The organism is Halorubrum orientale (genome assembly GCF_059623105.1).
Genome location: NZ_JBSPSR010000003.1, coordinates 36,744 through 61,745 on the forward strand (window position 1 = coordinate 36,744; position 25,002 = coordinate 61,745).

Consider the following 25,002-nt stretch of genomic DNA (forward strand, 5'->3'; position numbering starts at 1 on the left):
TCAGGCGCCGTCGTCGGCACTAACGGTGACTTGTGCTTCTGTGAGGACGCGGTCACCCATCTCGTAGCCGGGCTCGTACACCTCGTGAATCGTGCCGTCAGGCTGCTCGCTCTCGACGCGAAGCATCACTTGGTGTCTGTTTGGATCGACCTCGTCGCCCGGCTCCGGCCGTATCGGGTCGACGCCCTCCTCGGTGAGCACCTCGTCAAACTTCTCCAGCGTGGACTCGACACCGGGGCGGATGTTACTACCTTCCTCCTGATCGAGGGCACGGAGAAGATCGTTTCGCACGGGGACCACCTTCTCGACGAGCGCCTCTGAGGCGCGCTCGCGGATCTCCTCGCGCTTGCGCTTGGCGCGCTCTTTATAATTGCTGAAGTCGGCACGTACTCGCGCCAGCTTGCTCGTCAACTCTGATGTCTCCTCGCGGCTCGACTCGAGTGCTGCCTCGAGTTCGGCGACCTCTCTGGCTAGCGCCTCGTCGTGTTCGCCGACCCGGTCGACGAGCGTCAATTCTGACTCATCACTGGCTTCAGCGTCGGTCGACGACGCGCTCGTCTCCTCGGCGGCCCCGTCTGTGGCCTCCGAGGGCGTCTCGGACGGCTCGCCCTCGACGGCTTCCTCCTCGCTCATACCCGAGTCAAGTTCACCGGCGTGTATAAGCGTTGCAGAACACATCCGTGTGGAGTGACACCATACAACTCTGTGCTGCGGTCGACCGCAGACGGTTCGACCTGCTGGGTTACTTATTGGGCGCTCGCGTACGACCGCTGATGACTGCACCGAACCGGAATACGCTGTGGGCCCGAGCGATGGTCGACGAGCTCGTCGCCTCAGGCGTCGACGCCGTCGTTGTCTCGCCGGGAAGTCGATCGACACCGCTCACGATGGCCGCCGAGCGACACCAGGAGCTCCACTGTTTCTCCCAGCTCGACGAGCGGTCTGCGGCGTACTTCGCGCTCGGTCGGGCGCGCCGTACCGGTCGGGTGACACCGGTTATTTGTACGTCGGGGACCGCCGCGGCCAACTACCACCCAGCGGTGATGGAGGCCGACCGAGCGCGGGTCCCACTGCTCGCGCTCACGGCGGACCGCCCACCCGAGCTTCGCAACTCCGGGGCGAATCAAACGGCGGATCAAGAGAAGCTCTACGGGGATTCGGTTCGGATGTACGCTGATCTCCCCGAGCCGGCGGCGGCCGACCGCGCTCTGCGGTCGCTCCGGACCACGGTCGACCGCGCGGTTGCGGTCGCCGAGGGGGCCGACCCCGGTCCCGTCCACCTCAACGTCCCCTTCGCGAAGCCACTCGAACCGACACCGGTGTCCGGGGACGTCCCCGACGATCTCGACCCAATCGCCACAACTGGGCGATCTGGGCCCTTCGTCGATGTGACACCTGGGACGCCCGAACCGGACGACGCGGGGCTGCGCGAGCTGGCGGCGGCGCTCGAGGCGGAGCGCGGCGTGATCGTCGCTGGCCCGGCAGACCCGCCTGGGTTAGACCCCGAGGCAGTCACTGCACTCTCGCACGCGACCGGGTACCCGATACTCGCCGACCCACTCTCCGGGCTTCGCTTCGGGGGCCACACCCGCGTCGCTCCCGTTCTCGGGGCGTACGATGCGTACCTCTCGGGGGCGGTCGCCGGGCCAGACGAGACACAACGCGGCTGGGACGACCCGGCAGTCGTGTTCCGGCTCGGGGCGTCGCCCACCTCGAAACGGCTTCGAACGTACCTCGCGGCGACCGACGCCGACCAGTACGTGGTCGATCCGACTGGGCGGTGGCGCGAGGCAGCGTTCACCGCGACCAACCTCGTCGTCGCCGAGCCGAGTCGGCTCTGTGCGCGACTCTCACGGCTGATCGGCGGTAGCGGTGGCGACCCGGCCTGGCGCGAGCAGTGGATGCGGGCGGAACGGATCGCGACGGCACTCCACCGTGGGGACCCCTCGTCGGTGACAGCCGACGCCGCCGTGGCGGATGCGGCTGCGGACGTTCCAGCCGACGTTCACGAGGGGACGATCCTGCGAACCGTCGCGGACGCGGCCCCGGACCCGGCGACGGTGTTCGTCTCGAACTCGATGCCCGTGCGCGACCTCGACCGGTTCGTGCCCCCCTCGACGACGAACCTCACCGCCCTCGGCAACCGTGGCGTGTCTGGCATCGACGGCATTGTCTCGAGCGCGCTCGGTTCCGGCTCGGCGACGACCGACGATCTCACGCTGGTCGTCGGTGACCTCGCGCTGTATCACGACGCGAACGGACTCCTCGCCGTCGACCGCTGTGCCGTTGATGTCACAATTGTTCTCATTAACAACAACGGTGGCGGAATCTTCCACAAGCTCCCGGTCGAATCGTTCGAGCCACCGTTCACCGGCTCGTTCAAGACCCCACACGGGCTCGCGTTTGAACCGCTCTCGGCGCTCTACGGCCTTGAGTACGTGCGAATCGATGCGCGAGAAGCGACGTCTGACACCACCGGTGATACCGACGCGGCCGACACCGGCGAAGACGACCCAGCGGCCGCCCTCACGGCAGCGTACACTCGCGCCCACGAGACTGACGGCTCACACCTGATCGAGGTACGAACCGACGCCGAAGCGAGCCAACGAACCCGTGAGCGATTCCTCACCGCAGTTGAGCGAGCCGTTCACGGGGGCAACAAGTCGTCGTAAGCTGACGCGCGGTGGGTTCGGTGTGCACGGGCGCGTCAAGGTCGATGCACACGGGACCTCGGTCCGAACGTTATTGGTCGATCGAAGCCAACAGTTGTGTGTGCAAGTCGTGGGATATGAGTCGTCGTCGCCTGAGGGCGCCGCGAGCGACGGTGTGGGATTCTACGTCGCGTCTGGCGGCGACGTCTCGTTCCTTGACGCGAGCGCCGGGACCGAGCTCGCGTTCGGCCTCGGCGAGCGACGCTGTGCCGGGTCGGTCCACGAAAAAGGCCACGTGGTGTGTGACGCGTCCGATGCCCCGTACTGTGACGCACACACATCCGTCTGGGTGTGTGCACGCTGTACAGGGACGTGTCTCAAAGACGAGATGGACTGCCACGAACAGCACGCGATCTACCTCGTAGCGTTCGCTCCCGCCGTGTTCAAAGTCGGCGTCACGCGACTCTGGCGGCTCGAGACCCGACTCCGCGAGCAGGGCGCAGACCGCGCAGCGCACATTCGAACGCTCCCGGACGGTCGGGTCGCCCGTGAGATCGAAGCCGAGCTCGCTGCAGGCGAGGACCTCGTCGACCGCGTCCGGGTCCCGACGAAGCTCGACGGACTCGGCCGCCACGTGGACGAGGAGGCGTGGGAATCGTTGTGTGCCCGGTTCGATCCGATAGAGCGGTTCTCCTTCGACTACGGATTCGATCTCGCCGACCGGCCAGTCGCGGAGACCATAGCAGCCGGAACGGTGCGCGGCTGGCAGGGGCGGGTGATGGTGCTCGATCGCGGCGGATCGACGTACGCGGTCGACGCCCGCGATCTAGTGGGCTACGAACTGACCGAGGCGCCGACGGCTCGACGACTTCAGTCGAGTCTCGGTGCGTTCGGTGAGTGACGTCGCCTGTGAGCGACCGTGGGCGCTACGGCTTCGAAACGCTGAGCGCGGCTCAAACCGGTGCTGGCGGCTCAAAACACGCCGATGCCGACGGCGTAGGGCCACGCGCTGCCGCCGAGTGCGAGGAGGGCGAGGGCGGCGCCCGCGCCGTAGAGATTTTTGAGAAAGCTCGTCATCTCACTCTGCTGTTCTTCAGGGTCGTCAGCCGCCCAGAAGTCGTGCATCGTGACCGCCGAGACGACGAGGAAGACGGCGAGCGCGCCCGCAGCGAGTACCGGGAACGCCCCGACGACGATCCCCAAGCCACCGAGCGTGAGGAGCACACCGGAGGCGACGACCGAGAATCTGGGTAGTGGGAGTCCTTTGAACTCGGCGTAGCCGGCCATTCCGTCGATATCGGTGAAGTGATTCAGCCCCGTGAACGCGAGTACGCCGCCGAAGAGAAGGCGGCCGAGGAGAAAGAGTTCGCCGGCGAGCGGCGTGTCGAACTGTAGTGGTAGCGTCGTGAATTCAGCTATCATCGTGCAACTCGGTGTACGGACGCAACCACTATATGACTTCCCGGACGTACTCGTTAGCAGGTAACACCCATGTCATCACCGGATCTCGACGCGGTCGACGCAGATGACGCGAGCGAGACGGAAAGCACGGTGGACGCGAGTGAGACGGAAAGCACGGTGGACGCGAGTGAGACGGAAAGCACGGTGGACGCGAGTGAGACGGAAAGCACGGTGGACGCGAGCGAGACGACCGGGAGTACCGACGCGACGGAGCCGGTCGAGACGGCGTGTCCCATCGTCGACTCGATCGCGCAGATCGGGTCGCGGTGGCGGCTCGTCGTCCTCTACGAGCTCCAGCACGGCGAACGACGATTTAACGAGCTGAAGCGAGCGACGGACGCGAACGCACGCACCCTCTCGCGCGTGCTCGACGATCTCCAAGAGACTGGCTTCGTTGACCGGCGGATGGAAGCCGATGCCCCGGTCGCGACGTACTACAGCCTCACGGCCAAAGGCGAGTCGCTCGCGCCGGTATTCGCCGAGATTGACCGGTGGGCCCGCGAGTGGCTCACCGCGTGTCAGCGCGAGTGATCGAGACTCGTTTCGTCACCGTCGAGCCGAAAGCCACAGGCCCGTCCGGCACGAATATTATCGTGTGTACGCCGGACTGAAGAACACGCCCTGTTGTCTGTGTGGCGGTTCCGACACCCACACGCGCATCGCGGTCCCTCCGCGAGCGCTGCGACTGATGGCGAACGGCGACCCGATCGCCTGGCGCGACGTCGTCGGCACCGTGACGCTGCGGTTTTGTGCGGACGACTGGTCGCTCGTGCGCGACCTCGCGATCGAGATGGACACACACCCGCTTTCGCGGTGTAACGCCGCGCATGTCTCACTCGACCTCCGAGAAGACCACGAGGCGCTGCTCTCGGCCACCAAGTCTGCCACCGACCAGACCGAACTCGAAGCGCGCCTCGCGGCGGAGGCCGAAGCGACACTCGCGGCCGTCGACGACGACTACACCGAACCGCGTGATGTCGTCGAAGCGATCGTCGTGTTACAGGCCCTCGAAGAACTTGGTGTCCGCGATCCGCCAGACGACGCCACAGGCGGTGCAGTACGGCCCTGAGAAGCGACCTGCTCAGCGCTCGATACTGAAGCCGTCAATACCTTCAGGAGACTCTCGCGTCACCGAGACGTCGTCGACGTCGGCCGCTGGGCTGCCGGTGTGACACCATTCGACCATCGATTCGACCGCCGATACTGGGCCCTCGAAGACCGCTTCAACGCGCCCGTCGTCGAGGTTTTTCACCCAGCCGTCGACACCGTGTTCGCGTGCGGTGTCTCTCGTTGTCGCCCGATAGAAGACGCCTTGGACGTGTCCGCTGACGAACACGTGTGCGCGGGTTCGTTCGGCCATACAGCATGTGTTAGCTGCCTGCGAAATAAAGCGCCGGTTCGATCCCGCGTCGGCGTCGCTATTCGCAGCGGGCCCTTGTGGCATCTGGACGTCTCATATACCTGTAGCCGTGTGCACAGGACGAACAAGTGATACCAAGACACCAACAACCTGCACAACACCCGGGCACCACCTGACCGCCCCTCCCCAACCGATTCTGTACGTATCCGTGGCTCTGTGACACCCACGATTCTGTAACACCCGGGCACTAGTTGGCCACGCCCTCCCCAGCCGATTCACTCGGTGGCTTCGTTCCCTCACTCATCCCTTGCACGCGCTCGCGAGCCCGCTTTCGGCGCGCTCACGAGGCGTGCACCACCCCCGGTGGCTGGGTACGATACCTTGTATGAGAAACAAGAGAACAGAACATGACGAAGCGAATCGAGGTCGCCGACCGCGGCTACCTCCTCGATCAGGGGACGGTTCGCCTCGAGGGTACATTTGAGGAATTGCTCGGCAACGACGAGGTGTCGAAGCGCTACCCCGGTGGGTGAATCTGCGTGACCGACGAGTTATACCCGAGCCGGCACACGATGAAATATGGGATTGTTCGGAACGGCGGGGGTCCGCGGAAGCGCCGAGACGCGGGTGACTCCGGCGCTCGCGCTGCAGGTCGGTCGAGCCGTCGCCGCGGTCGCACGCAACCACGAGTATGATGCGGTCGGCACGGCGACGGATGGCAGTCGCGACCGGCCCGAGGTCGTCGTCGCGCGCGACGGCCGAGTGACTGGGCCCGCGCTCGCGGCCGCGGTCGAAGCCGGACTGGCTGCCGGTGGCGCGCAGGTCACTCGCGTGGGCCAGCTTCCGACGCCGGCGCTCGCATTCGCCTCACGTGGGCGGTACGGGGTCATGCTCACCGCCTCACACAACCCCCCAAGTGACAACGGGATCAAGCTCTTCGTCAATGGGGTCGAGTTCGACCGACAACACGAGCGAGCGGTCGAAGACCGTGTCGACGCCGACGACCCACCGGTCTCGTGGGACCGATGGACGACGCCGGTCACCGGGGACCCACTAGACTCGTATCTCGCGGCCGTCGAGGCCTACGCCCGGGAACTTCCGGCCGGGGCACCGACTGATTCCGCCGCCGTCGACCTCGATGGGCTTCGGATCGCCGTCGACTGTGGCAACGGGATAGCCGCGCCCGCGACGCCCGCGGTTCTCCGAGAGCTCGGTGCGACAGTCGTCACGCTCAACGGCAACGTCGATGGGCACTTTCCTGGTCGCGGGAGCAAGCCGACACCGGAGACGCTCGCCGACCTCCGCGCCTTCGTCGACGACGCCAACGCCGGTGTCGATGACCCCGGTCGTGACGGCACAGGCTTCGCGTTCGGTATCGGACACGACGGCGACGCCGACCGAATCGTGATTGTTGACGCGGACGGTGCGGTCGTCCACGAGGATACGATACTTGCGATACTCGCCGAACACTACGTCGATTCGAGCGGCGTCGCCGATCCAGTTGTCGTGACGACACCGAACGCCTCCGCTCGGATCGACGAGCGAGTTGAGGCGGCAGGTGGTCGCGTCGAACGCGTGCGACTCGGCGCGCTTCACGAAGGGGTCGCCGCTGTTCGCGAGAACGCGGCTGACGCAGGTCGCGTCTCCGAACCCCGTGCCGACAATGACCTCGCCACGGACGACAGACACACCGCTACCGACCGAACTGCGGTCGTCTTCGCGGCGGAGCCGTGGAAGCACGTCCACCCGGCCTTCGGCGGGTGGATCGACGGCGTGTGCTCGGCGGCGGTGCTCGCCCGCCTCGTCTCGACCGTCGGCCTCGGAGGGTTGCGCGAGCCGGTGACTGAGCGCCCGTATCGGAAAACGAGCGTCGACTGTCCAGATGAGGCAAAGACGGCGGTCGTGGACCGACTGACTGCTCGACTGCCGTCGGCGTTCCCATCGGCGGCCGTCGACACCGACCACGGCATTCGACTGGAGTTCTCGGACGCCTCGTGGGTGCTCGTGCGCCCCTCGGGGACCGAACCGTACGTCCGCGTGTACGCCGAAAGCGACGCGGTTGACGAGCTCACCGAAGACGTTCGAGAGGTCATCGAGGCGACCGTCGACGCGGTCGCCTGACCGGCCGCGGGGTGGTCCGCAGTGACCGCTCGTGTCCCGCAGCGTCGGCCGCGTGCGCCCACAGAGCGACGCGTTTATCCCACGTTCGCCCGGTCGTACACGTGATATGCGCGCAGACATCGATCGACGGCGGTTCCTCACGGCGGCGGGGGCGACAGGACTCGTCGGACTCGCCGGCTGTAGCGGTGGTCCGAGCGAGGGGGGCGACGGTGCGGACGGTGACGACGAGAGCGGTGAGGACGAGTCGTCGGGAGGCGACGACAGTGCGAGTGAGCCGCCCGCGACGATCGGTATCGTGTACTCCGATGGCGGACTCGGCGACAACTCGTTCAACGACGCCGCCCAGCAGGGGCTCTTCCAGGCCGAAGCGGAGTACGGCATCGTCTACGACGAGTCACAGCCAGAGGGGACCGGCGAGTTCAACGACTTCCAGCAACGGTACGCAGGCTCGACTGATCCCGACTACGACTTGGTCTCGTGTATCGGGTTTAACCAAACCGACGCGCTGGCGGAGAACGCCCCGCAGTTCCCCGAGCAGGAGTTCATGATCGTCGACTCGGTAGTCGATGAGCCGAACGTGGCGAGCTACGTCTTCCGCGAGCACGAGGGCTCGTTCCTGATGGGCGTACTCGCTGCTCAGCTGTCGACGACGTCGTTTGCTGCCGGAGCCGGCGAGACTAATCCTGAATCGACGACCGTTGGGTTCGTCGGCGGCGTCGACAGCCCGGTGATCCGTCGGTTCCAAGCCGGCTACGAGGCCGGTGTTGCACACGTCGACGCCGACGTGGACGTCGTCGTGTCCTACGTCGGGAGCTACGCCGACCCGACCGGCGGGCAGGAGGCGGCGCTTTCGATGTACCAGAACGGAGCCGACCTCGTCTACCACGCGTCCGGGGCGACTGGCGTCGGCGTTTTCCAGGCCGCCCAACAGGAGGGGCGATTCGCCTTCGGCGTCGACCTCGACCAGTCGGTCACCGAGTCGGAGTTCGCGGACGTGATCGTCGCCTCGATGGTGAAACGCGTCGACACCGCAGTGTACGAGTCGGTCGGAAACGTGATCGACGGCGACCACCAAGGCGGTTCCTCGACCGCGCTGGGGCTCGAATCGAACGGCGTCGAGTGCGTGTACGGCCAGGAGATTGGCGACGCCGTACCGGAGCCGATCACGACCGCAGTTGCCGACGCCCGTGAGGCGATCATCGCTGGCGATATCGACGTGCCGACCGAGACCGGCGGAAACTAGGGCTCGGCGTCGACCCGGCGGTATTTTACCCTCCCGCACAGAGGTACGGGTGAATGAAATCGGCGGTGCAGCTCGACGGCATCACGAAGCGGTTTCCGGGGGTGGTCGCCAACGACGACGTCGATCTGACGATCGAGGCGGGGAGTGTCCACGCCTTGCTCGGAGAGAACGGCGCCGGAAAGACCACGCTCATGAACGTGCTCTATGGGCTCTACAAGCCCACCGCCGGTCGGATCGTCGTCGACGGCGAGCCGCGGTCGTTTGACTCTCCAGCGGATGCGATCGACGCCGGTATTGGGATGATACACCAGCACTTCATGCTCGTCCCACCGATGCGGGTGTGGGAGAACGTCGTCCTCGGCAATGAGCCGCGAACCTGGGGTGGCCTCCGTGTCGACCGGACGGCCGCCCGTACCGCAGTCCGTGAGTTGAGCGACCGGTACAGCTTCGACGTGGACCCTGACGCACGCATCGAAGACACCGCTGTCGGCGTCCAACAGCGCGTCGAGATTCTGAAGGCGCTGTACCGCGGGGCAGACGTTCTCATTATGGACGAACCGACGGCGGTGCTCACCCCGCAAGAAGTTGACGAGCTGTACGGCGTCTTCGAGGAGCTCACCGCGCAGGGAAAGACGATCCTCTTTATCACGCACAAGCTCGGTGAGGCGCTCTCGGCGGCCGATCGGGTGACCGTGCTCCGAGACGGCGTCGCCGTCGACACGGTCGCGGCCGACGACGTGACCCGCGAGGCACTCGCAGAGCTGATGGTCGGCCGTGAGGTGTTGATGGAGCCGGCGACAACGCCACAACAGCCGGGCGATCCGGTCCTCTCGGTGACCGACCTCCACGTCGACGACGACCGGGGTGCCGAGGCAGTTGCCGGGCTCTCGTGTACCGTTCGCGCGGGTGAGGTGCTCGGTGTTGCGGGGGTCGACGGCAACGGCCAGTCACAGCTCGTAGAAGCAGTAACTGGGATGCGTGAGCCCACCGCTGGAACCGTCCAGTACCACGGCGAATCGATGGCGGGAGTGAGCCGGCGCGAGCACATCGACCGCGGGATCGCGTTCGTTCCGGCAGACCGACAGGAGCGTGGGGTGGTGCTCTCGTACGACCTCGTTCAGAACGCCGTCCTCGGGAGCCAACACGACGAACGGTTCGCACCCGGCGGCCGCCTCGACTGGCACGAGGCGCACGCACACGCCGCGGCTATCGTCGACGACTACGACGTCCGTCCAGGGCTTCCAGACGCCAGCGCCGAGGCGCTCTCCGGAGGAAATCAACAAAAGTTCATCGTCGGGCGGGAGTTCGAGCGTGATCCAGACCTCGTCGTGGCGACCCATCCCACTCGTGGGGTCGACATCGGATCGACGGAGTTCATCCACGAGCGGCTGCTTGAGCTTCGGGCGGCCGGCGCAGCCGTCCTGCTCGTCTCCTCGAAGCTTGACGAAGTTCAGGGGCTCGCGGACCGACTGGCGGTCATCCACGAAGGAACGTTCTCGGGGATCGTCGATCCCGCAACGGTGACTGAAGAAGAGATTGGGTTGTTGATGGCGGGTGAGACGATTACATCGGGTGCCGTGACGGACGCCACGGTCCACGACGACGCCTCGGCTCCGTCACGGGGGCATGGTGAGTCTGATGCCGAGGTGGACCCGTGAGCGGTGCGAGCGATGACGGCGACTCGCGGCTTCGCGTCGCGGCGCGGCGGGTAGTGACACCGTTTGTCGACCGGACAGTCGCAGAGCGGGTCGTGATCAGCCTCGCGGCGATCCTCCTGTCGGTTGCCGTCGGCTTCGTCATTGTCCTCGTCTCGGGACGGGTAGCGACGTGTCAGACCGCCGCCTGGACGATGCCGCTCTCTGGGATCGGATTCTGTTATGACCCCGTCGAGGTGTACGTTGTCCTCTTCAACGGAGCCCTCGGGTACCCGTTTGCGGTCGGTGACCCCGGACTGTTCGACCCGTCGTGGACCCCGTTCAACCTCTCGTTTGGACTGACACTCTCGGAGACAACGCTGCTCGTGTTCACCGGACTCTCCGTCGCGGTCGCGTTCCGCGCCGGACTATTCAACATCGGGACGCAGGGACAACTCGTCGTCGGAGCGCTGGCCACCGCACTGACCGTGCTCGCGCTTGCGCCACTGCTCCCTGCGAGCGCGCTCGGTGGGGCCGTGCTCATCATCGTCGGCACACTTGCCGGAGCGGTCGGCGGCGGAGTCTGGGGTGCCGTCCCCGGCGCGCTGAAGGCGTATGCCGACGCCAACGAGGTGATCACGACGATCATGCTCAACTTCGTCGCCGCAAACGTTGCGTACGTGCTCGTCCTCGAGGTGTTTCGTGCGGAAGGCTCCTCAGTCGTCGCGACCGAGTACGTTCCCGAGTATGCGCGGGTCACGCCGCGGTTGTTCCCCGAGTCCAGTGACTTCGCGCTGACGGTGCTTGTCGCTTCGGGTGCGGCTATCGCCGGGCTCTACTACCTGCTTGAACATACTGCGTTCGGCTACGATCTCCGAACGAGTGGGATCCAGGCGACTGCCGCCGAGTACGGTGGGGTGAACGCGAAAGCGACGACGGTGCGCGCGATGACGCTCTCTGGTGCGCTCGGTGGTGTCGGCGGCTCCGTGTGGGTGTTGATGTCGGAGGGTCGGTGGCTGGAGTCGGTCCCGAACCTCGGGTTCGACGGGATCACCGTCTCCATACTTGCCGGCAACAACCCGATCGGTGTGCTCCCGGCCGCCTTCCTCTTTGGACTGTTGAAAGGCGGCGGTCTCGAAATCGGATTCCGAACCGACGTTCCGACGGAGCTGGTCGGTGTCTTACGCGGATTGATCATCCTCTTTGTGGCCATGCCGGAGTTCTTCCGGATGATAGGACGGCGCACGGGACTCGACGGCGGGCCATCTCGTAAGACCGGTGATGACGGGACGGCTGGCAGCGGCACGTCAACCGACGACGTGACCGACGGAGGTGACACCGATGGGTAACCCGATCGCGGCCCTCCCGGTCGTCAGTTATCTCGTTGAAGACGACTACATCCGGTCGCTGCTCAGTGGCACGATTGCCACGCTGGGGGTGCTCGCGTTGTTGGCGCTCCTGTTTCCAGCGTCGGTCGCCGGCGACCTGGCTGACATCGTCTTCTCACGAAGCACCGCTGCGTCGACCGCTCGGTTGGCGGCACCGATCGTGCTCGCCGGTCTCGGCGGGATCTTCGCCGAAAAAAGCGGAGTGATCAACATCGGCCTCGAAGGGTTGTTGATCATCTCAGCGTTCACCTCCGTCTACGTCGCTTCCATCGTCGGAGTTGGCACTGTGGTCCTCGGCGTGCCGGCGATCTGGGTCGGACTCCTCGGTGGTGTTGTCGCGTCGACGCTACTCGCGGGCGTTTTTGGCGTCGTCTGCATTGAGTTTGAAGCCGACCAGATCATCGCCGGGCTGGCGGTGTGGCTTATCGCGCTTGGGCTCGCCCCGTTCGCCTCGACGGTGTTCTTTGGCGGGGTCAACACACCGAACCTTGGCGCACGGGTGAGCTGGGAGTATTCAGCTGTCATGGTCGCGGTCGCGACGCTCGCGTCCTGGTGGACGCTATATCGAACCGCCTTTGGCACGCACCTCCGAGCTGCCGGCGAGAATCCCCGTGCGCTCGATACGGTCGGGGTCTCGGTCTCGCGGGTCCGATATGCGAGTGTGCTTCTCTCAGGAGTGCTCTCCGGTGTCGGGGGGTCAGCACTCGCGCTCTCGATCGGCCAGTTCGTCGGCTCTGGACAGACGATGGTCCAGGGCAAGGGATTCATCGCAATCGTTGCGTACCTCTTTGGCAACTACAATCCGCTCGGCACACTCGGTGCCGGGATCTTGTTCGCCGGGCTGGACGCCACCCAGATACGCCTACAACAGCTCGGCTACGCAATTCCGGACACCCTCGTCCAGACGATTCCGTACGTAGTGGTCGTGCTCGTGCTTGCACTCGTTGGTCGGACGCGTATTCCGGCGGCCGCAGGCGAGCACTACGAGACCGAAGAGTGACGCCCGCGGCTGGCGGTCAGCAATGGCCCGTCTTGAGGATTTACTCCTCTGTGGAGATTGCCCCGGTGTTGCCAGTTGGGGCTGGCAGTCGCAGATCGGCGAACGCCTCGAGGTCTCCGACGCCGGTGACGATGTTGACTTCATCGGTCACGGGGACCCCGACACACGAGAGCCGGGCGTTCGCCTCACGAACCTGTGTCTCAGAGAGGACTGTCTGTCCAGGCATCGCCACGTCGCCGTCGACGACGACGACGGCACAGTTCGAACACGCGCCGCCGCGACAAGCGTACGGCCACGATCGGCCGCCACGCTCTGCGGCATCGAGGATTGACTCGCCGGGCTCGACGAGAAATCGACCGTACTCGGGCAGCTCTAGGTCCGCGGTCGCAGCCTTCTCGAAGAGGTCCGGGTCGTCAAGCGACCAGCCTCGTTCGGTCATCGTCTCGTAGTCGAGGTGGTACACCGTCGACGCCTCGCTGGTGATGAGCGGTTCGACGCCACCGGCCGCGTACCCACGGATCACGGTTGCTGCTTCTGACACCGGCCGGTCGGCCAGACCGGCAAACCAGTCTTCGACCGACACGACCGTGAGATTCGACTCGGCGGCAACCGCCTCGATATCTACCCCCTCAAGTCGGGCTATCGTCGCGACGTACGCCGGGGCGTCGAGTACATCGAGCGTCTTTTTGACCCACTCACTCGAGCGACCGGACCACGACGCGAGTGTGTGCGGGTCGACGCCGTCGTCGTGGGCGATAGCGAGCAGGAGTGCTGTGGCCGTCTCACCCTCTTGTGCCGCGTTGAGCCACTCCCGGAGTCTATCCGCTTTGACGTGGTCGAGTTCACCCATAGATCGTACACGATGCTCACACGTCCTGAACGTCAGGCCAAACATGGTAGGCTCCACTGCTGGCGGCCAGTCCCGGTTGACCCCGGTTCGTCGAGAGTGGGTCACCCGAGCCGACTCGTGTCGTCTCAGTGGGGACTGAATCGGGAGTAAAGAGTTTTGCGTGCCGCACTACATCTCTCGGTAATGAGCATCGACGAGTATGACGTCGTCGTGGTGGGCGCGGGGACTGCCGGCTGTTATGCCGCCACGACGATCGCGAACGAGGGGCTCGACGTCGTGATCGTCGAGCGAAAGGACGCTGAAGAGGCCGGCCACATCGCCTGTGGTGACGCACTGAAGGGCGCAGACGAGTTTCCGGCGGCGATCTCGAAGTCCCGGCTTGAGCCGGCGTTCACCAACACAGAGGTTGATCATGGTCGCTTCGAGATCCCGAGTGAAAACACCGTTTTAGAGATACCCGTACCGGGTGAACTGGCGGTCATAGACCGGTGGGAGTACGGGCGCCAACTCATCGGTGCGGCCGAAGACGCCGGTGTCGACTTCCATTACGACACCGTTGTGAACGACGTGCGACAGGCTGCAGACGGCCGGGTTACTGGACTGGAGGCGGTCCACGAGGAGGCGCCGGTGACGTACGAGACCGATCTCGTCGTTGACGGGGCCGGTTCACTCTCGCTGTTACAAGACAAAGTCGACTTCGATGGGACCACCTTCGATACGAACGTGCGGTACTCACAGTTCTGCTCGGCCTACCGTGAGATCGTCGACGTGCCAGAGCCCGTCGAGTGGGATGACGCGCTCGTGTTCAAGCCGACCGAGCGCGCCGCCGGGTACCTCTGGTACTTCCCACGGACGAGCACTGAGATCAACGCCGGGCTTGGCTTCCAGATGAACGAAGAGCCGATGAAACTCGTCGAGGCGCTCAAACGCGATCTCCGAGACCGACCGGAGTTTGCGGGGGCGACAGTTCGTGACAAACTCGGTGCCGCGCTCCCGACGCGTCGCCCCTACGACTCGGCGGTCGCACCGGGATACCTTGCTGTCGGCGACGCGGCCGGCCACGTGAACCCGACGACTGGCGGTGGGATCGCCGGCGCCGCGTACGCGGGTAAGTACGCCGGCGAGCAGGCGGTAAAGGCCATCTCCGACGGCGACGTCAGCGAGGAAAACCTCTGGCGATACAACGCCCGCGTGATGGACCACTTTGGCAGCCGGTACGCCGCGCTTGATGTGTACAACGTTCTCTCGACGGCAATCGACGTTGATGACCTGATGGGACTGCTCGCTGCGCTGCCGGGCGAGAAGCTTGCCGAGGCACTGTATGAGGGGTCGACCTCACTGTCGTTCGGTCTTAAACTCAAGTGTGCGGTCAAGAGCTTCGGCTACTGGGGGACCATTCGGAACTTCTATCAGACCAAGTCGCTCGCCGACGAGCTGCTCGCACACTACGACGGCTACCCGACGAGCCCGGCGGCAATGGCGAGCTGGACTCGCGATCGCGACGCGATTATGGATCGAATCTACGAGACGACCGGCGCAGACGCGAAGTACTGAGTCACGACGCGAGGCGGGCCAGCACGGTGAGACGGACCAGCAACACGACGACGACCCTGTTCACGGCGCGTCGGCAGCGACCGTCCGAATCGCATCTGTGAGCACGTCGATGCCGAGCGCGATATCCGACTCGACGACGTCGAACGTGCTCGTGTGGTGGCCGCCCGGGTGGTCGGTGCCGACACCGATGTAACACGCTAGGCCACCGTTTTCTTGCACGCGGTTCATGAGGAACGTCGCGTCTTCGCTCCCACCGAGTTCAGCCCGCTCGACGATGCCTTCGACGCCGTCGACGTTCGATGCGACCGTCCCGACGATGTCTGCGAGTGCCGCGTCGCTCTCGGCGCTCGGCGCGGCGCCCGTCGTCGTGACCTCGACGGTACAGTCGTGCATCGTTGCAGCCGAGTCGAGGATCCGGTCCGCGTGATCGAGCATGTACTCGGCGAGTGCCGTCGTCTCGCCGCGCACCTCGCCTTCGATGTAGGATTCGTCTGGAATGATGTTTGTTGCTGTGCCGCCGCCAACGAGACCCGCGTTAACACGCGTTGCCCCGTCCGCGTGACGCGGAATCGCGTAGAGGTTCTGGATCGCTGCGGCCATCGCCTGCACCGTGTTTCGTCCCTGCTCGGGTCTCGCACCCGCGTGTGCCGGCTCGCCGTCGAACGCCGCGTGAAAGTGGTTCACTGCCAGGAAGCCGTCGATGCCACAGACGATCTCCCCGGATGGGTGGTCGAGTCCGATGTGGACCGCATAGAGGTAGTCGACGCCATCGAGGTGCCCAGACTCGGCCATCGGCTTCCCGCCGACGATCTTCTCTTCGCCGGGCTGGAAGAACACCTTGAGTGTGCCGTCAAAGTCGCTCTCGAGGACACGGTCGAGGACGCCGAGCCCCATCGTCGCATGCGAGTCGTGTCCACAGGCGTGCATATACCCCTCGTATTCCGACTGGAAGCCCTCGGCAGCCGGCACGTGGTCGTCTTCGTCGGCCTCCGTGATCGGCAACCCGTCGATATCAACTCGCAGCGCAACGACTGGCCCTGGCCCGCGCTCTGCGACCGCGACACAGCCCGTGTTGCCGCCCGCCAGCGTTGTGAGCAGGTCGGGGTCTGCGCCTGCCGCACGGGCTCTGTCGGTCCACGTCTCCAGCGTCGATTCATCTGGGACGTTCCGGCGCGCCTCGGCGGCGAGCGCGTCTGGACCGACGTGGATCGCATCGAGTGGACGCGCACGGAGTGCCTCGACGATTCGGGCGGTGGTATAGAACTCACACCATGCCGGCTCTGGATGGCGGTGAAGGTCTCTGCGGAACTCGCGGTACTCGTCTGGGACGGCGTGGCTCATACGCGAGAATCGTCGTCGACTATGTTAAAGTGTCGAGTGGCGGCCGGCGTCGCCTCCTCTCTGTGACCACGAGATCACTCTCGGCGGTGGCCGAGCGGCTTCTTTTGGTCAACCTCGACTTCGACGTGTACCGAGTCCGGGAACGATCGACTGACCACTTCACGAGCGACGTCGTCTGCGCCGTGGATCTCCATCGTGCGCCGGTATACCGAGTACTCCCAGGGGGTGAACGACTCGCCGCTGCGGAGGCGTTTGTACTGGGGCACGCGGACAGTCTCTGCGGGTGAGGCGTGCGGGCCCTTACACTCGACACCCTTGCGTTCAAGCGTCGTCTTCAACGTCTGGACGGTCTCGGCGAGTACCTGCCGGTCGCCGGAGGCGAACGCGAGTTTGGTTACGAAAGTCATGATTCGGGGTCGTCGATAGGTGACCGCCGAACGGATAAAAACGCATCTACCGGCGGATCTGGGCGAACCCAGTCACGTGCCCGCCACCCGGCGACGCTCTGCGATCAGGTCAAACGCCTCGTTGGTGTCACCAAGAATACACAACGCGTAGTATCGGAGGTACGTCTGGACGGGAACAGAAACAACGAGCGCGAAGAGGATCGCGGCGATCACGAACACGACGACGGCGAGCCCGACGACCACCCACCCGATCGGGCCGGCTGCATCGGCTGCCGCCACGCCGATGACGCCGACGATGCCGGTCGGAATCGCGAGTACGATCAGGCCAACGACGACGAGGATGCCCACGAGAATGCTGCCGGCAATCTCGAGGACGAATCGGGCGACTACGTAGGCGAGGTACTGTTTCCACTGGCCGGTCACGGTCGGCCAGAAGCGCCGCCATCCGGCGAGCACCCCCCGTTCTTCGGCGACCATCACCGGTACGACGAACGCGGTCGTGAACCCACCGACGAGTCCGCTCACAAGGGAGGCGACGACGATCAGGGAAATCACGATAACCACACGGCTGACCGAGAACGATCCGGAACCGAAGACGAGTGGCGAGAGCACGACGAACAGCCCGCTGAAGACGATCCCAAGCGTAAGCGCACCGAGAACCAGCCGGAAGCCGAACAGCCGGAGCCCCTGTCGCCAGCGGGCGCGCCAGTATTGTCGGATCCTGACGGCGTCACGCCGAAGCGACTCGACGAAGACGAACTCCATCACCGATCCGATGAGCGCAAAGCCGAGTGTCACCGCGAGGATGAGACCGGCGATTGCGACGATGACGGCAACCTCCGGTCCGCCGAGCGTGGTGAGCGCCTCACGTGCGCTATCTGCTTCGATCCCGCCACTTCCGGGACCGACCCCGTCCGCAGGCCCGACATCCGGTCTCGGTTCCACCCCGCTATCACTGCCGCCGAACCCGGAGAACTGGAATGGGTTGGTGCCGCCGACACCGCCGAGAAAAAAGACGATCACCAGGAGTCGCACCCACCGTCCGCGGTCGAACGGGAGGAGGAACGCCCGGGTCGTCTCAAGGGCGTCGTCGAGGTCATCAAGAGCGTATAGCGTCATCTGTGCACCTGACGTGGGAGGACGTTCATCGCTCGATACCATCGGTAGGGGGAGGGGCGGGGACCACGGTCGTCCATCGTATTCAGAGCAGCGCGTGATGGTAAAAATGCTCTTCGGTCCTCCCAACGGGGCGGGGAGAACGGGTGTCGCCTCGTTCGACGGGTTTGAGCCGGGCTGTCGTCAGATAAGTCGTCGGACAACCAGGAGGTCCGACACCCTCATTAGGGGTGCTCGCTTACCCGAGGGTAATGACGGTCGAAGCGGTTAGCTCTGGAGCCATCCTCTTCCGCGATACCCGCGGCGAACGGGAGTACCTGCTCCTGAAGAGCCGTCCCGGGGACTGGGAGTTCCCGAAAGGCGGGGTCGAGGGGGACGAGGAGCTTCAGCAGACGGCGATCAGAGAGGTCTCAGAGGAGGCCGGCATCGACGATTTCAGACTCATCGACGGGTTTCGGCGCGAGTACGACTACGTGTTCGAGGCGGGCGGTAACACGATCCACAAGACAGTTCACCTGTTCATCGCCCGCTCGTTCGAGGCGAGCGCCGAGCTGTCGAGAGAACACCGCGATCTTCAGTGGCGCGACTACGGCCAGGCGATCAACACGATCACCCAAGACGGCCCTCGCGACATCCTCGAGGAGGCACACGGCTATCTTGATGAGCTCCGCGACGATCGCGGCAGCTACGTCTAATCGGTACCGACCGGTGATATCGCGGTGATTCCAGACAGCGAGTTCGGCTACGAGCTGCTCGTCTGTCGGTACGCCGAACTGGCCTGGCGCCCTGATGATGAACGGGTTCCCGTTCTCGTCTCCAGACAGCTCGGTACGAAGCGTCGCCGATGGGACACGGTTGTACTCGAGGTCGACCCCGAAGGATTCACAGCCAGACGAGCGTTCGGCGAGAATGCAATTGACGCCGACCTACTACACGTCGTTCGACACGCCCCGGCCACCTGGACGTGGTACCGGGACGCGCTCCCCGACCCGGGGTATCCCTGGCGATACGTCCGTGAGGCGGTTCACCGGGCCGCGGCCCGCGACCTCGTCGAGACCCGGCGTCGAAGCAATCGGATCGAGATCCGGCGTGTTCGACCGTACCCTGACTGGGTCCACCGGATCGTTGCCGTCGAGAACAAGCCGGACCTCGACCGGTCGGCCGCCGACGCACTTGCCGACCAACTTGCTCACGACGTCGAGACCGCCCTCGCCGACGAGGTGTGGCTCGCGACCGAGGCGACCGGCGAGGACATCGAGCCCGCGCTGTTGCGCTCGATGCCCGTCGAAGCAGGGATCCTCACGACACGCTTCGGTGCGGCAGCGACCGACGACACCACGGGCGGGCCAGTAGTCGATGCCGACGCGGCCGTCGTCGACTGGCTGCCGAGCGACCTCGCGCCCACGGGTACTCGCGAACGTGACGCGGAGACAATCGCGACCCGGCTTGCGCTCGCCGAGCGCGCCTACGGCAAGGGGTGGCGGTCGTACCACGACACCATGCGCCCGGACTGTCGACACTTCGAAGTTCACGGTGCGGGTCGCGCGCTCGTTCCACACTGTGCTGTGAAGGATCGACTGCCAACTGCACGCGAGTGTTCAGGGTCGTGTCCGTCGTTCTCGCCGGAGCCGCCGCCATGGCGGACGAAAGGATGGCCAATCGAAGGCGGGCCCGGAAAAGGGATCCAAGCGGTCCTTGACCGACGTCGGGACCGTGTTCGACGCCGCAGTGTCGACCACACGCCATAGTCGTTGGTGCCGCAGAATCGGCCGACTATACGAGTGCAGACGCCAGCTTTTCGATCGGGTGTGGCGGCTCCTCGGCATCGATGCCGCGGTCTTTCAGCTGTGTGCTACAGGAGGCGCCGGGGGCGACGACGACGTCGCCGTCGCTCTCGTTGACCTGCTCGTAGAGGATCTCGCCGATAGCCTGGCTCATCGAGTAGTGTTCGGCCTCGTAGCCGAACGAGCCGGCCATCCCACAACACGTCGAGTCCAGCGGGTCGACGCCGTAGCCGGCACGCCGGAGCACGCCGACCGCGTGGTGGTCTTTCTTTGTCGCCTTCTGGTGACAGTGGCCGTGGTAGGTGAGTCGCTCGGTCGGTGCGTCGAACGACAGCCCTTCGTCGAGTCGGTGGACGTCGAGGTACTCCATCACGCCATAGGTGTGTGTGCCTACCGCCTCGACGTCGGCGTCAGGGACGTCGCTGGCGTCCCCACAGAGCAGATCCGCGTAGTCGGATTGGAGCATCACCGCGTCGGTCGGCTCGACGACGACGACGTCCCACCCTGCTTCGACGTCTGGGGAAAGCGTCTCGACGGTATCCCGGGCCGTCGCCCGTGACTCGTCGAGCAGTCCCTTCGAGTGTGGCGGGCGGCCACTGCCCGTCACGTCCGGTATCTGCACGTGGCAGTTCGCCGCCTCGAGCACGCGTACTGCGGCCTTCCCAGCGGTTGGATTGGTGTACGTCGTGTAGACGTCTGGGAACAACAACACCTCACGGTCGGCCTCCGCACGCGGGACCGCCGCACCGTCGCGGGCGTCGAACCAGTCCGTGAGACTCTCCGAAGCGAACGCCGGGAGGTCGCGTTCGCGCGCGATGCCGAGGGTCTTCTCGAGGAGTATACCGGCACCGGGGAGCTTTCCGGGGAGGTTCGACAGCGGGGCGAGCGCCGAACCAATCGGTGCGAGTGACTCGAAGGCACCGAGAAGTCGTGTTCGGAGGCTGGCACCGTGTTCCGCGTGATGGGCGTGTTCGACCTCAGCTTTGAGCTTCGCCATGTCGACGCCACTGGGACAGTTCTTCGCACACCCCTTACACCCAACACAGAGGTCCATGACCTCGGTGACGAACTCATCGTCGGTGGGATCTGCAGGGAGCTCGCCGTTTATCGCGCCACGAAGCATGTTCGCACGGCCACGCGTCGACTGAATTTCCTCGTCGGCCGCGCGGTAGGTCGGGCACATGACGCCGCCGGTCGTCTCTTGAGGCCCGCGACAGCCGCCACAGCCATGACAGAGCTCGACCATTCCCTGCATGCCGTTTTCGATGTCCCACTCGAGCGCTGCGTCGAACCCAGGATCGAACGTGTAGTCGTCGTCAAATCGCAGGTTCTCGCGCATATCGACCTCACCACACACGTTTCCGGGGTTCAACAGCCATTCGGGGTCGAACGCCGTCTTGAGCGACTGGAACGACTCGAAGAGCGACTCGCCGTACAGCTTCTCGTTCCACTCCGTCCGAGCACGACCATCACCGTGCTCGCCGGAGACGGACCCACCCAGCCGGACGACGGCGTCGGTGACACGGTCTGCGATGTCTACCATCGCGTCGACGTCTTCGACGTTTTTCGTGTCGATGAGGGGCCGAATGTGAAGCACACCTGGGCCGGCGTGTGCGTAGAACGAGGCGAACGTGTCGTTGTCGTCGAGGATCGACTGGAACTCGCGGGTGTACTCCGGCAGGTGCTCCGGCGGGATTGCACAGTCTTCGATAAACGAGATGTGTTTCGCATCGGAGGTGCGCGACAGCAGAATCGGCAGTCCTGACTTCCGCATCTTCCAGAAGCGTGCGCGCTCGTCTGTGTCGTGTGCCTCCATCGCAGCGACCGCCCGAGTGGGCTGGGTCGTGGTGTCTACAGCAGACGGCGACGGCTCGGCCGCGGTATCAACACTCCCGACTCGGTCGGCGACGAGGTCGGCGACCTGCTGTCGACCTTCGTCGTTGGAGTCCGCGTAGAATTCGACTAACAACACAGAGTTCGTCTCCGGCGGGAGCTCTCCGACAACGTCCGAGAACTCCGCGGTGTCGGCCGCCAGCTCGAGTAAGACGTCGTCCATCACCTCGACCGCCGCCGGGTCGTGTTCGAGGATCGGCGCGACGTCCTCCATCGCGTCGAGGAGGTCGTCGTAGGTGAGCAGCGCGACGGCTTTGGTCGCCGGAATATCGACGAGTGACACGGTCGCCGCCGTTACTGTCGCAAGCGTCCCCTCGCTGCCGGCGAGCAGGCGACCGAGGTTGACAACGCCTGGCTCGCCGTACTCACCGCGGTACTCCGCGACGAGCCGGTCGAGGTTGTACCCCGAAACGTTTCGTTTCAGCTCGGGGAAGCGGTCGTCGACCTCCTCGGCTTCCTCCTCAAGGATGCGGACCACCTCGGCGCGGATTCTGGGGAGCAGCGCGTCTGCCTCCGGGTCTGCTGAGTCACGCAGTGTCTCGACGTCGACCGGACCGAGAGTGGTGACCGTCCCGTCCGCAAGCACCACCTCGAGCTCCTCGATGTAGTGGTCGGTCTTCCCGTACTTCAGCGAGTGGGCGCCAGTCGAGTTGTTTCCGATGGCACCGCCGACCGCCGACTTGTCGCGCCACGCCGGGTCGGGCGCGAACTTCAGCCCGGCCGGCTCTGCGGCTGCATTGAGGTCACCGATGTACGCCCCGGCATCGACGCGGGCCGTAGCCGTCTCCGGGTCGACCTCGTGGATCGCGTCCATCGATCCCGTCAGATCGATAACGACCGCCTCGTTGACCGATTGCCCGGCGAGCGAGGTACCGCCGCCGCGCGGCAGCACGGGTATCCCTTCCGCGAAACAGTACTCGTGGACGGCCGCGACGTCGGCTGTCGACTCCGGCAGCACTACGCCGATCGGGGTCACCTCGTACGCCGAGGCGTCGGTCGCGTACAGCCGTCTCGAGTAGTCGTCGAACCGGACGTCACCGGATACGCGTTCGCGCAGCGCGGCCACGAGTTCGGGCCGCTCAACGTCTCCACCAGTGTACTCGAAGTCCCCCCCATCGCGCGGGTCGACCCCCGACCCGCTCGAGTCAGTTGCCATGATCGAGTATGATGTTCCTGATGATAAAAGTCCCCCGGGGATGCTGCGGGGCGGCAGTGACCCGGTCGACCACACGCTGACATCGAGCGCTCACCACGTGGCGCCAGCGTGCCACGAGTTGCGTTGCCAGGATCGACCGCCACGACGGAGTCTTCTTGTGCTGGGTGTGAGTACATCACACCGATGGGATTCGGTGTGCCGCTTCCCGACACCGTCGCGGCGGACGTGCTTGTGATCCTCATCGCCAGCGGGCTCGTCTGGCTCGGCAGCGGCTGGCTCGAGGAGTCTGCAGCATCGATTGCGACCCACTACGGCCTGCCGCCGATAGTTCAGGGCACACTCGTCGTCGCGATCGGCTCGAGCTTTCCCGAGTTCGCCAGCGTCGTCATCGCCGCCCGTGCCGGCGTCTTCGACATCGGCGTCGGTGCGATCGTCGGGTCGGCTGTGTTCAACGTCCTCGTGGTGCCCGCGGCCGCCGGACTCGCCGCCCCAGACGACGAGCTCGACGCGAGCCGCGCGCTCGTGTACAAGGAGGCGCAGTTCTATATGCTCGCGGTTTCCGTTCTCGTGATAACGTTCGCCCTCGCCGTAATATACGAGCCGGTACCCGCCGAGCCGGCGCTCACGGGCACCATCACCCGACCCCTCGCGATCGTCCCACTTGCGGTGTACGGCCTCTATCTGTTTATCCAGTGGCAAGACACCGGTGATCACGTGACCGAGTCGGTACCCGGGTCGATCCCGATCGGCAGAGAGTGGGCGACACTCATCGCCGGCCTCGCAGTCATTCTCGTGGGCGTGGAGCTACTTGTCAGTGCGATTGAGTCGCTCGCGGGTACGGTCGGCATCTCCGAGTTCCTCGCTGGCATGACGATCATCGCCGCGGCGACGAGTCTGCCGGATACGCTCGTGAGCGTGCGGTCGGCACGCGAGGACAACAGCGCGACCAGCCTCGGCAACGTCTTTGGATCGAATACGTTCGACCTCCTCGTGGTCATTCCCGTCGGCGTGCTCCTCGTCGGGGCCGTGCCGGTGAACTTCTCCGTGGCCGTGCCGATGCTCGCCGTCCTCACGCTCTCGACGGTCCTCTTGTTCGGGCTGCTTCGAACCGACCTGACGCTGACGGCCGTCGAGTCGTACGCCCTCGCTGGTGCGTACGCGTTGTTCGTGGCTTGGGTCGTCGCCGAGACCGCCGGCGTAACCAGTCTTCTCCGCGGGGGGTGAGGCGATCGTGGGTCGACACGCCACGTTGACGTCCGACGGTCGGCATCGACAACGAATCCTTAATACGCGTGCTCGTGACCGTACGGAACATGCCCCCGACACCGGAGGAGATCACGTCACTGGTCGGCCGAGAGGTGTACTCAAAAAACGGCGTCTTCGTCGGCGAAATCGAAGACGTCCGTCTCGATTTGGACGCACAGTCGGTAACGGGCCTCGCCCTTGCCGAGTTGAACCACGAGCTCTTTGCCGGCCGCGTCGACCGGTCGACAGGGGTCATCGTCCCGTACCGCTGGGTTCGGGCTGTCGGGGACGTCGTGCTCGTGACAGACGTCATCGAGCGACTTGAGACCGACGACGCAGACGCTGAGGGCGACACCGACGGCCAGGCGGCGTGAGCGTCTCTCTGACGACATAGCCGTCTCTCGGGCGACGTTTTAGTCACCCGCGTGACGCGCCGTAGCGATCAGAATGGGAGCGCGTCGCGGAGACCGTCGAAGAACCCACCACGGCGTCGTCTCGCGTCGTCGAACACCGGGTACAGCGTCTCGAGGAGTTCGGTCTCGGTCTCGAACCGCGACTTCGGAACTGTCTCCAATGCTGACGCCAGCTCTATGGTTCGACCCTTCGAATCGTACGGGATTGCCGGCTCCTCGAGTGCGTGGAGCACCTCCTGGCTCGTCGCCGGATACGAGAGGTCCGACTCGTCGAGCCGCGCGCTCAACGTAGCGATGCCGAACTCAATCGCCTCCGGTTCTGTGGACTCGCCGCCACCAGGTGGCCGTGCTGCCATCGCTCTCACATTACCACCCCGCCGTCTTT

Annotated in this window: 24 protein-coding genes; 15 read left to right on the plus strand and 9 right to left on the minus strand. The window is 65.1% G+C overall.

Features of this window, described 5'->3' with window-relative positions:
• Nucleotides 1-633: a nucleotide exchange factor GrpE gene (locus tag ACWUI7_RS03010; RefSeq protein WP_496640710.1), complete on the minus strand. Its 633-nt coding sequence runs from the start codon at nt 631-633 to the stop codon at nt 1-3.
• A gap of 140 nt (nt 634-773) precedes the next feature.
• On the opposite strand from ACWUI7_RS03010, the gene menD reads away from it, so the two are divergent.
• On the plus strand, nt 774-2,672 hold the full coding sequence (gene menD, locus ACWUI7_RS03015) for a 2-succinyl-5-enolpyruvyl-6-hydroxy-3-cyclohexene-1-carboxylic-acid synthase (protein ID WP_496640711.1): 1,899 nt from the start codon (nt 774-776) through the stop codon (nt 2,670-2,672).
• Between the two features lie 100 nt (nt 2,673-2,772).
• Nucleotides 2,773-3,552 (plus strand): DUF2797 domain-containing protein, encoded by a 780-nt coding sequence (locus ACWUI7_RS03020; RefSeq protein WP_496640712.1) that lies wholly within the window; start codon nt 2,773-2,775, stop codon nt 3,550-3,552.
• Nucleotides 3,553-3,623: 71 nt separating this feature from the next.
• On the opposite strand, the gene ACWUI7_RS03025 is transcribed toward ACWUI7_RS03020, so the two are convergent.
• Nucleotides 3,624-4,073 carry a DoxX family protein gene (locus ACWUI7_RS03025; RefSeq protein WP_496640713.1) on the minus strand — a complete coding sequence of 150 codons (450 nt, stop codon included), beginning with the start codon at nt 4,071-4,073 and terminating at the stop codon, nt 3,624-3,626.
• Nucleotides 4,074-4,283: 210 nt separating this feature from the next.
• Here ACWUI7_RS03025 and ACWUI7_RS03030 point away from each other — a divergent pair, with 210 nt between their 5' ends.
• Together ACWUI7_RS03030 and ACWUI7_RS03035 are read left to right on the plus strand one after the other, a co-directional pair.
• A complete protein-coding gene (locus ACWUI7_RS03030) occupies nt 4,284-4,643 on the plus strand; it encodes a winged helix-turn-helix transcriptional regulator (RefSeq protein WP_496641094.1) in 360 nt (119 codons plus the stop codon).
• A 64-nt stretch (nt 4,644-4,707) separates the two neighbouring features.
• Nucleotides 4,708-5,181: a DUF7960 family protein gene (locus ACWUI7_RS03035; RefSeq protein WP_496640714.1), complete on the plus strand. Its 474-nt coding sequence runs from the start codon at nt 4,708-4,710 to the stop codon at nt 5,179-5,181.
• Nucleotides 5,182-5,193: 12 nt separating this feature from the next.
• Here the strand turns inward: ACWUI7_RS03035 and ACWUI7_RS03040 are convergent, their stop codons facing one another.
• Nucleotides 5,194-5,472 carry an acylphosphatase gene (locus ACWUI7_RS03040; RefSeq protein WP_496640715.1) on the minus strand — a complete coding sequence of 93 codons (279 nt, stop codon included), beginning with the start codon at nt 5,470-5,472 and terminating at the stop codon, nt 5,194-5,196.
• A gap of 407 nt (nt 5,473-5,879) precedes the next feature.
• On the opposite strand from ACWUI7_RS03040, the gene ACWUI7_RS03045 reads away from it, so the two are divergent.
• The 6 genes from ACWUI7_RS03045 (at nt 5,880) to ACWUI7_RS03070 (ending at nt 12,858) form a co-directional block, all read left to right on the plus strand.
• Nucleotides 5,880-6,005 (plus strand): hypothetical protein, encoded by a 126-nt coding sequence (locus ACWUI7_RS03045; protein ID WP_496640716.1) that lies wholly within the window; start codon nt 5,880-5,882, stop codon nt 6,003-6,005.
• A gap of 46 nt (nt 6,006-6,051) precedes the next feature.
• Nucleotides 6,052-7,593: a phosphohexomutase domain-containing protein gene (locus ACWUI7_RS03050; protein ID WP_496640717.1), complete on the plus strand. Its 1,542-nt coding sequence runs from the start codon at nt 6,052-6,054 to the stop codon at nt 7,591-7,593.
• Between the two features lie 106 nt (nt 7,594-7,699).
• A complete protein-coding gene (locus ACWUI7_RS03055; RefSeq protein ID WP_496640718.1) occupies nt 7,700-8,836 on the plus strand; it encodes a BMP family lipoprotein in 1,137 nt (378 codons plus the stop codon).
• Nucleotides 8,837-8,889: 53 nt separating this feature from the next.
• Nucleotides 8,890-10,494, plus strand: coding sequence for an ABC transporter ATP-binding protein (locus ACWUI7_RS03060; RefSeq protein WP_496640719.1), 1,605 nt, complete (start codon nt 8,890-8,892; stop codon nt 10,492-10,494).
• Nucleotides 10,491-11,819 carry an ABC transporter permease gene (locus ACWUI7_RS03065; protein ID WP_496640720.1) on the plus strand — a complete coding sequence of 443 codons (1,329 nt, stop codon included), beginning with the start codon at nt 10,491-10,493 and terminating at the stop codon, nt 11,817-11,819. Before ACWUI7_RS03060 ends, ACWUI7_RS03065 begins: the two co-directional genes overlap by 4 nt.
• Complete coding sequence (locus ACWUI7_RS03070; RefSeq protein WP_496640721.1) at nt 11,812-12,858, plus strand: ABC transporter permease; 1,047 nt, start codon at nt 11,812-11,814, stop codon at nt 12,856-12,858. The genes ACWUI7_RS03065 and ACWUI7_RS03070 overlap by 8 nt, the downstream gene beginning before the upstream one ends.
• A 40-nt stretch (nt 12,859-12,898) precedes the next feature.
• Here the strand turns inward: ACWUI7_RS03070 and fer are convergent, their stop codons facing one another.
• Nucleotides 12,899-13,708 carry a ferredoxin Fer gene (fer, locus tag ACWUI7_RS03075; RefSeq protein ID WP_496640722.1) on the minus strand — a complete coding sequence of 270 codons (810 nt, stop codon included), beginning with the start codon at nt 13,706-13,708 and terminating at the stop codon, nt 12,899-12,901.
• A 183-nt stretch (nt 13,709-13,891) separates the two neighbouring features.
• On the opposite strand from fer, the gene ACWUI7_RS03080 reads away from it, so the two are divergent.
• The gene (locus ACWUI7_RS03080; RefSeq protein ID WP_496640723.1) at nt 13,892-15,262 is read left to right on the plus strand and encodes a geranylgeranyl reductase family protein; all 1,371 of its coding nucleotides are present in this window, start codon (nt 13,892-13,894) and stop codon (nt 15,260-15,262) included.
• A gap of 60 nt (nt 15,263-15,322) precedes the next feature.
• Here ACWUI7_RS03080 and ACWUI7_RS03085 read toward each other — a convergent pair whose 3' ends face one another.
• The 3 genes from ACWUI7_RS03085 to ACWUI7_RS03095 form a co-directional block, all read right to left on the minus strand.
• Nucleotides 15,323-16,603 carry an amidohydrolase gene (locus ACWUI7_RS03085; RefSeq protein WP_496640724.1) on the minus strand — a complete coding sequence of 427 codons (1,281 nt, stop codon included), beginning with the start codon at nt 16,601-16,603 and terminating at the stop codon, nt 15,323-15,325.
• Nucleotides 16,604-16,677: 74 nt separating this feature from the next.
• The gene (locus ACWUI7_RS03090) at nt 16,678-17,010 is read right to left on the minus strand and encodes a 30S ribosomal protein S10 (protein ID WP_496640725.1); all 333 of its coding nucleotides are present in this window, start codon (nt 17,008-17,010) and stop codon (nt 16,678-16,680) included.
• Nucleotides 17,011-17,082: 72 nt separating this feature from the next.
• Entirely contained in the window at nt 17,083-18,129 is a 1,047-nt protein-coding gene (locus ACWUI7_RS03095) for a DUF7544 domain-containing protein (RefSeq protein ID WP_496640726.1), read from the minus strand.
• A gap of 248 nt (nt 18,130-18,377) precedes the next feature.
• Here ACWUI7_RS03095 and ACWUI7_RS03100 point away from each other — a divergent pair, with 248 nt between their 5' ends.
• On the plus strand, nt 18,378-18,821 hold the full coding sequence (locus ACWUI7_RS03100; RefSeq protein WP_496640727.1) for a bis(5'-nucleosyl)-tetraphosphatase: 444 nt from the start codon (nt 18,378-18,380) through the stop codon (nt 18,819-18,821).
• Nucleotides 18,822-18,845: 24 nt separating this feature from the next.
• The gene (locus ACWUI7_RS03105) at nt 18,846-19,874 is read left to right on the plus strand and encodes a DUF5787 family protein (RefSeq protein WP_496640728.1); all 1,029 of its coding nucleotides are present in this window, start codon (nt 18,846-18,848) and stop codon (nt 19,872-19,874) included.
• A 25-nt stretch (nt 19,875-19,899) separates the two neighbouring features.
• On the opposite strand, the gene ACWUI7_RS03110 is transcribed toward ACWUI7_RS03105, so the two are convergent.
• On the minus strand, nt 19,900-22,959 hold the full coding sequence (locus ACWUI7_RS03110) for an FAD-binding and (Fe-S)-binding domain-containing protein (RefSeq protein WP_496640729.1): 3,060 nt from the start codon (nt 22,957-22,959) through the stop codon (nt 19,900-19,902).
• 183 nt (nt 22,960-23,142) lie between these two features.
• Between ACWUI7_RS03110 and ACWUI7_RS03115 the strand changes: the two genes are divergently transcribed.
• Together ACWUI7_RS03115 and ACWUI7_RS03120 are read left to right on the plus strand one after the other, a co-directional pair.
• Nucleotides 23,143-24,183: a sodium:calcium antiporter gene (locus ACWUI7_RS03115; protein WP_496640730.1), complete on the plus strand. Its 1,041-nt coding sequence runs from the start codon at nt 23,143-23,145 to the stop codon at nt 24,181-24,183.
• Nucleotides 24,184-24,272: 89 nt separating this feature from the next.
• The gene (locus tag ACWUI7_RS03120; protein WP_496640731.1) at nt 24,273-24,578 is read left to right on the plus strand and encodes a PRC-barrel domain-containing protein; all 306 of its coding nucleotides are present in this window, start codon (nt 24,273-24,275) and stop codon (nt 24,576-24,578) included.
• Between the two features lie 68 nt (nt 24,579-24,646).
• On the opposite strand, the gene ACWUI7_RS03125 is transcribed toward ACWUI7_RS03120, so the two are convergent.
• A complete protein-coding gene (locus ACWUI7_RS03125; protein WP_496640732.1) occupies nt 24,647-24,973 on the minus strand; it encodes a hypothetical protein in 327 nt (108 codons plus the stop codon).
• Between the last annotated feature and the right edge of the window lie 29 nt (nt 24,974-25,002).

Bases quoted from the DNA above. Each gene is read 5' to 3' on its own strand.
- ACWUI7_RS03010 (WP_496640710.1), bottom strand. From the start codon at position 633: ATGAGCGAGGAGGAAGCCGTCGAGGGCGAGCCGTCCGAGACGCCCTCG.
- menD (WP_496640711.1), top strand. From the start codon at position 774: ATGACTGCACCGAACCGGAATACGCTGTGGGCCCGAGCGATGGTCGAC.
- ACWUI7_RS03025 (WP_496640713.1), bottom strand. From the start codon at position 4,073: ATGATAGCTGAATTCACGACGCTACCACTACAGTTCGACACGCCGCTC.
- ACWUI7_RS03040 (WP_496640715.1), bottom strand. From the start codon at position 5,472: ATGGCCGAACGAACCCGCGCACACGTGTTCGTCAGCGGACACGTCCAA.
- ACWUI7_RS03045 (WP_496640716.1), top strand. From the start codon at position 5,880: ATGACGAAGCGAATCGAGGTCGCCGACCGCGGCTACCTCCTCGATCAG.
- ACWUI7_RS03050 (WP_496640717.1), top strand. From the start codon at position 6,052: ATGGGATTGTTCGGAACGGCGGGGGTCCGCGGAAGCGCCGAGACGCGG.
- ACWUI7_RS03055 (WP_496640718.1), top strand. From the start codon at position 7,700: ATGCGCGCAGACATCGATCGACGGCGGTTCCTCACGGCGGCGGGGGCG.
- ACWUI7_RS03060 (WP_496640719.1), top strand. From the start codon at position 8,890: ATGAAATCGGCGGTGCAGCTCGACGGCATCACGAAGCGGTTTCCGGGG.
- ACWUI7_RS03070 (WP_496640721.1), top strand. From the start codon at position 11,812: ATGGGTAACCCGATCGCGGCCCTCCCGGTCGTCAGTTATCTCGTTGAA.
- fer (WP_496640722.1), bottom strand. From the start codon at position 13,708: ATGGGTGAACTCGACCACGTCAAAGCGGATAGACTCCGGGAGTGGCTC.
- ACWUI7_RS03080 (WP_496640723.1), top strand. From the start codon at position 13,892: ATGAGCATCGACGAGTATGACGTCGTCGTGGTGGGCGCGGGGACTGCC.
- ACWUI7_RS03085 (WP_496640724.1), bottom strand. From the start codon at position 16,603: ATGAGCCACGCCGTCCCAGACGAGTACCGCGAGTTCCGCAGAGACCTT.
- ACWUI7_RS03090 (WP_496640725.1), bottom strand. From the start codon at position 17,010: ATGACTTTCGTAACCAAACTCGCGTTCGCCTCCGGCGACCGGCAGGTA.
- ACWUI7_RS03095 (WP_496640726.1), bottom strand. From the start codon at position 18,129: ATGACGCTATACGCTCTTGATGACCTCGACGACGCCCTTGAGACGACC.
- ACWUI7_RS03100 (WP_496640727.1), top strand. From the start codon at position 18,378: ATGACGGTCGAAGCGGTTAGCTCTGGAGCCATCCTCTTCCGCGATACC.
- ACWUI7_RS03110 (WP_496640729.1), bottom strand. From the start codon at position 22,959: ATGGCAACTGACTCGAGCGGGTCGGGGGTCGACCCGCGCGATGGGGGG.
- ACWUI7_RS03115 (WP_496640730.1), top strand. From the start codon at position 23,143: ATGGGATTCGGTGTGCCGCTTCCCGACACCGTCGCGGCGGACGTGCTT.
- ACWUI7_RS03120 (WP_496640731.1), top strand. From the start codon at position 24,273: ATGCCCCCGACACCGGAGGAGATCACGTCACTGGTCGGCCGAGAGGTG.
- ACWUI7_RS03125 (WP_496640732.1), bottom strand. From the start codon at position 24,973: ATGGCAGCACGGCCACCTGGTGGCGGCGAGTCCACAGAACCGGAGGCG.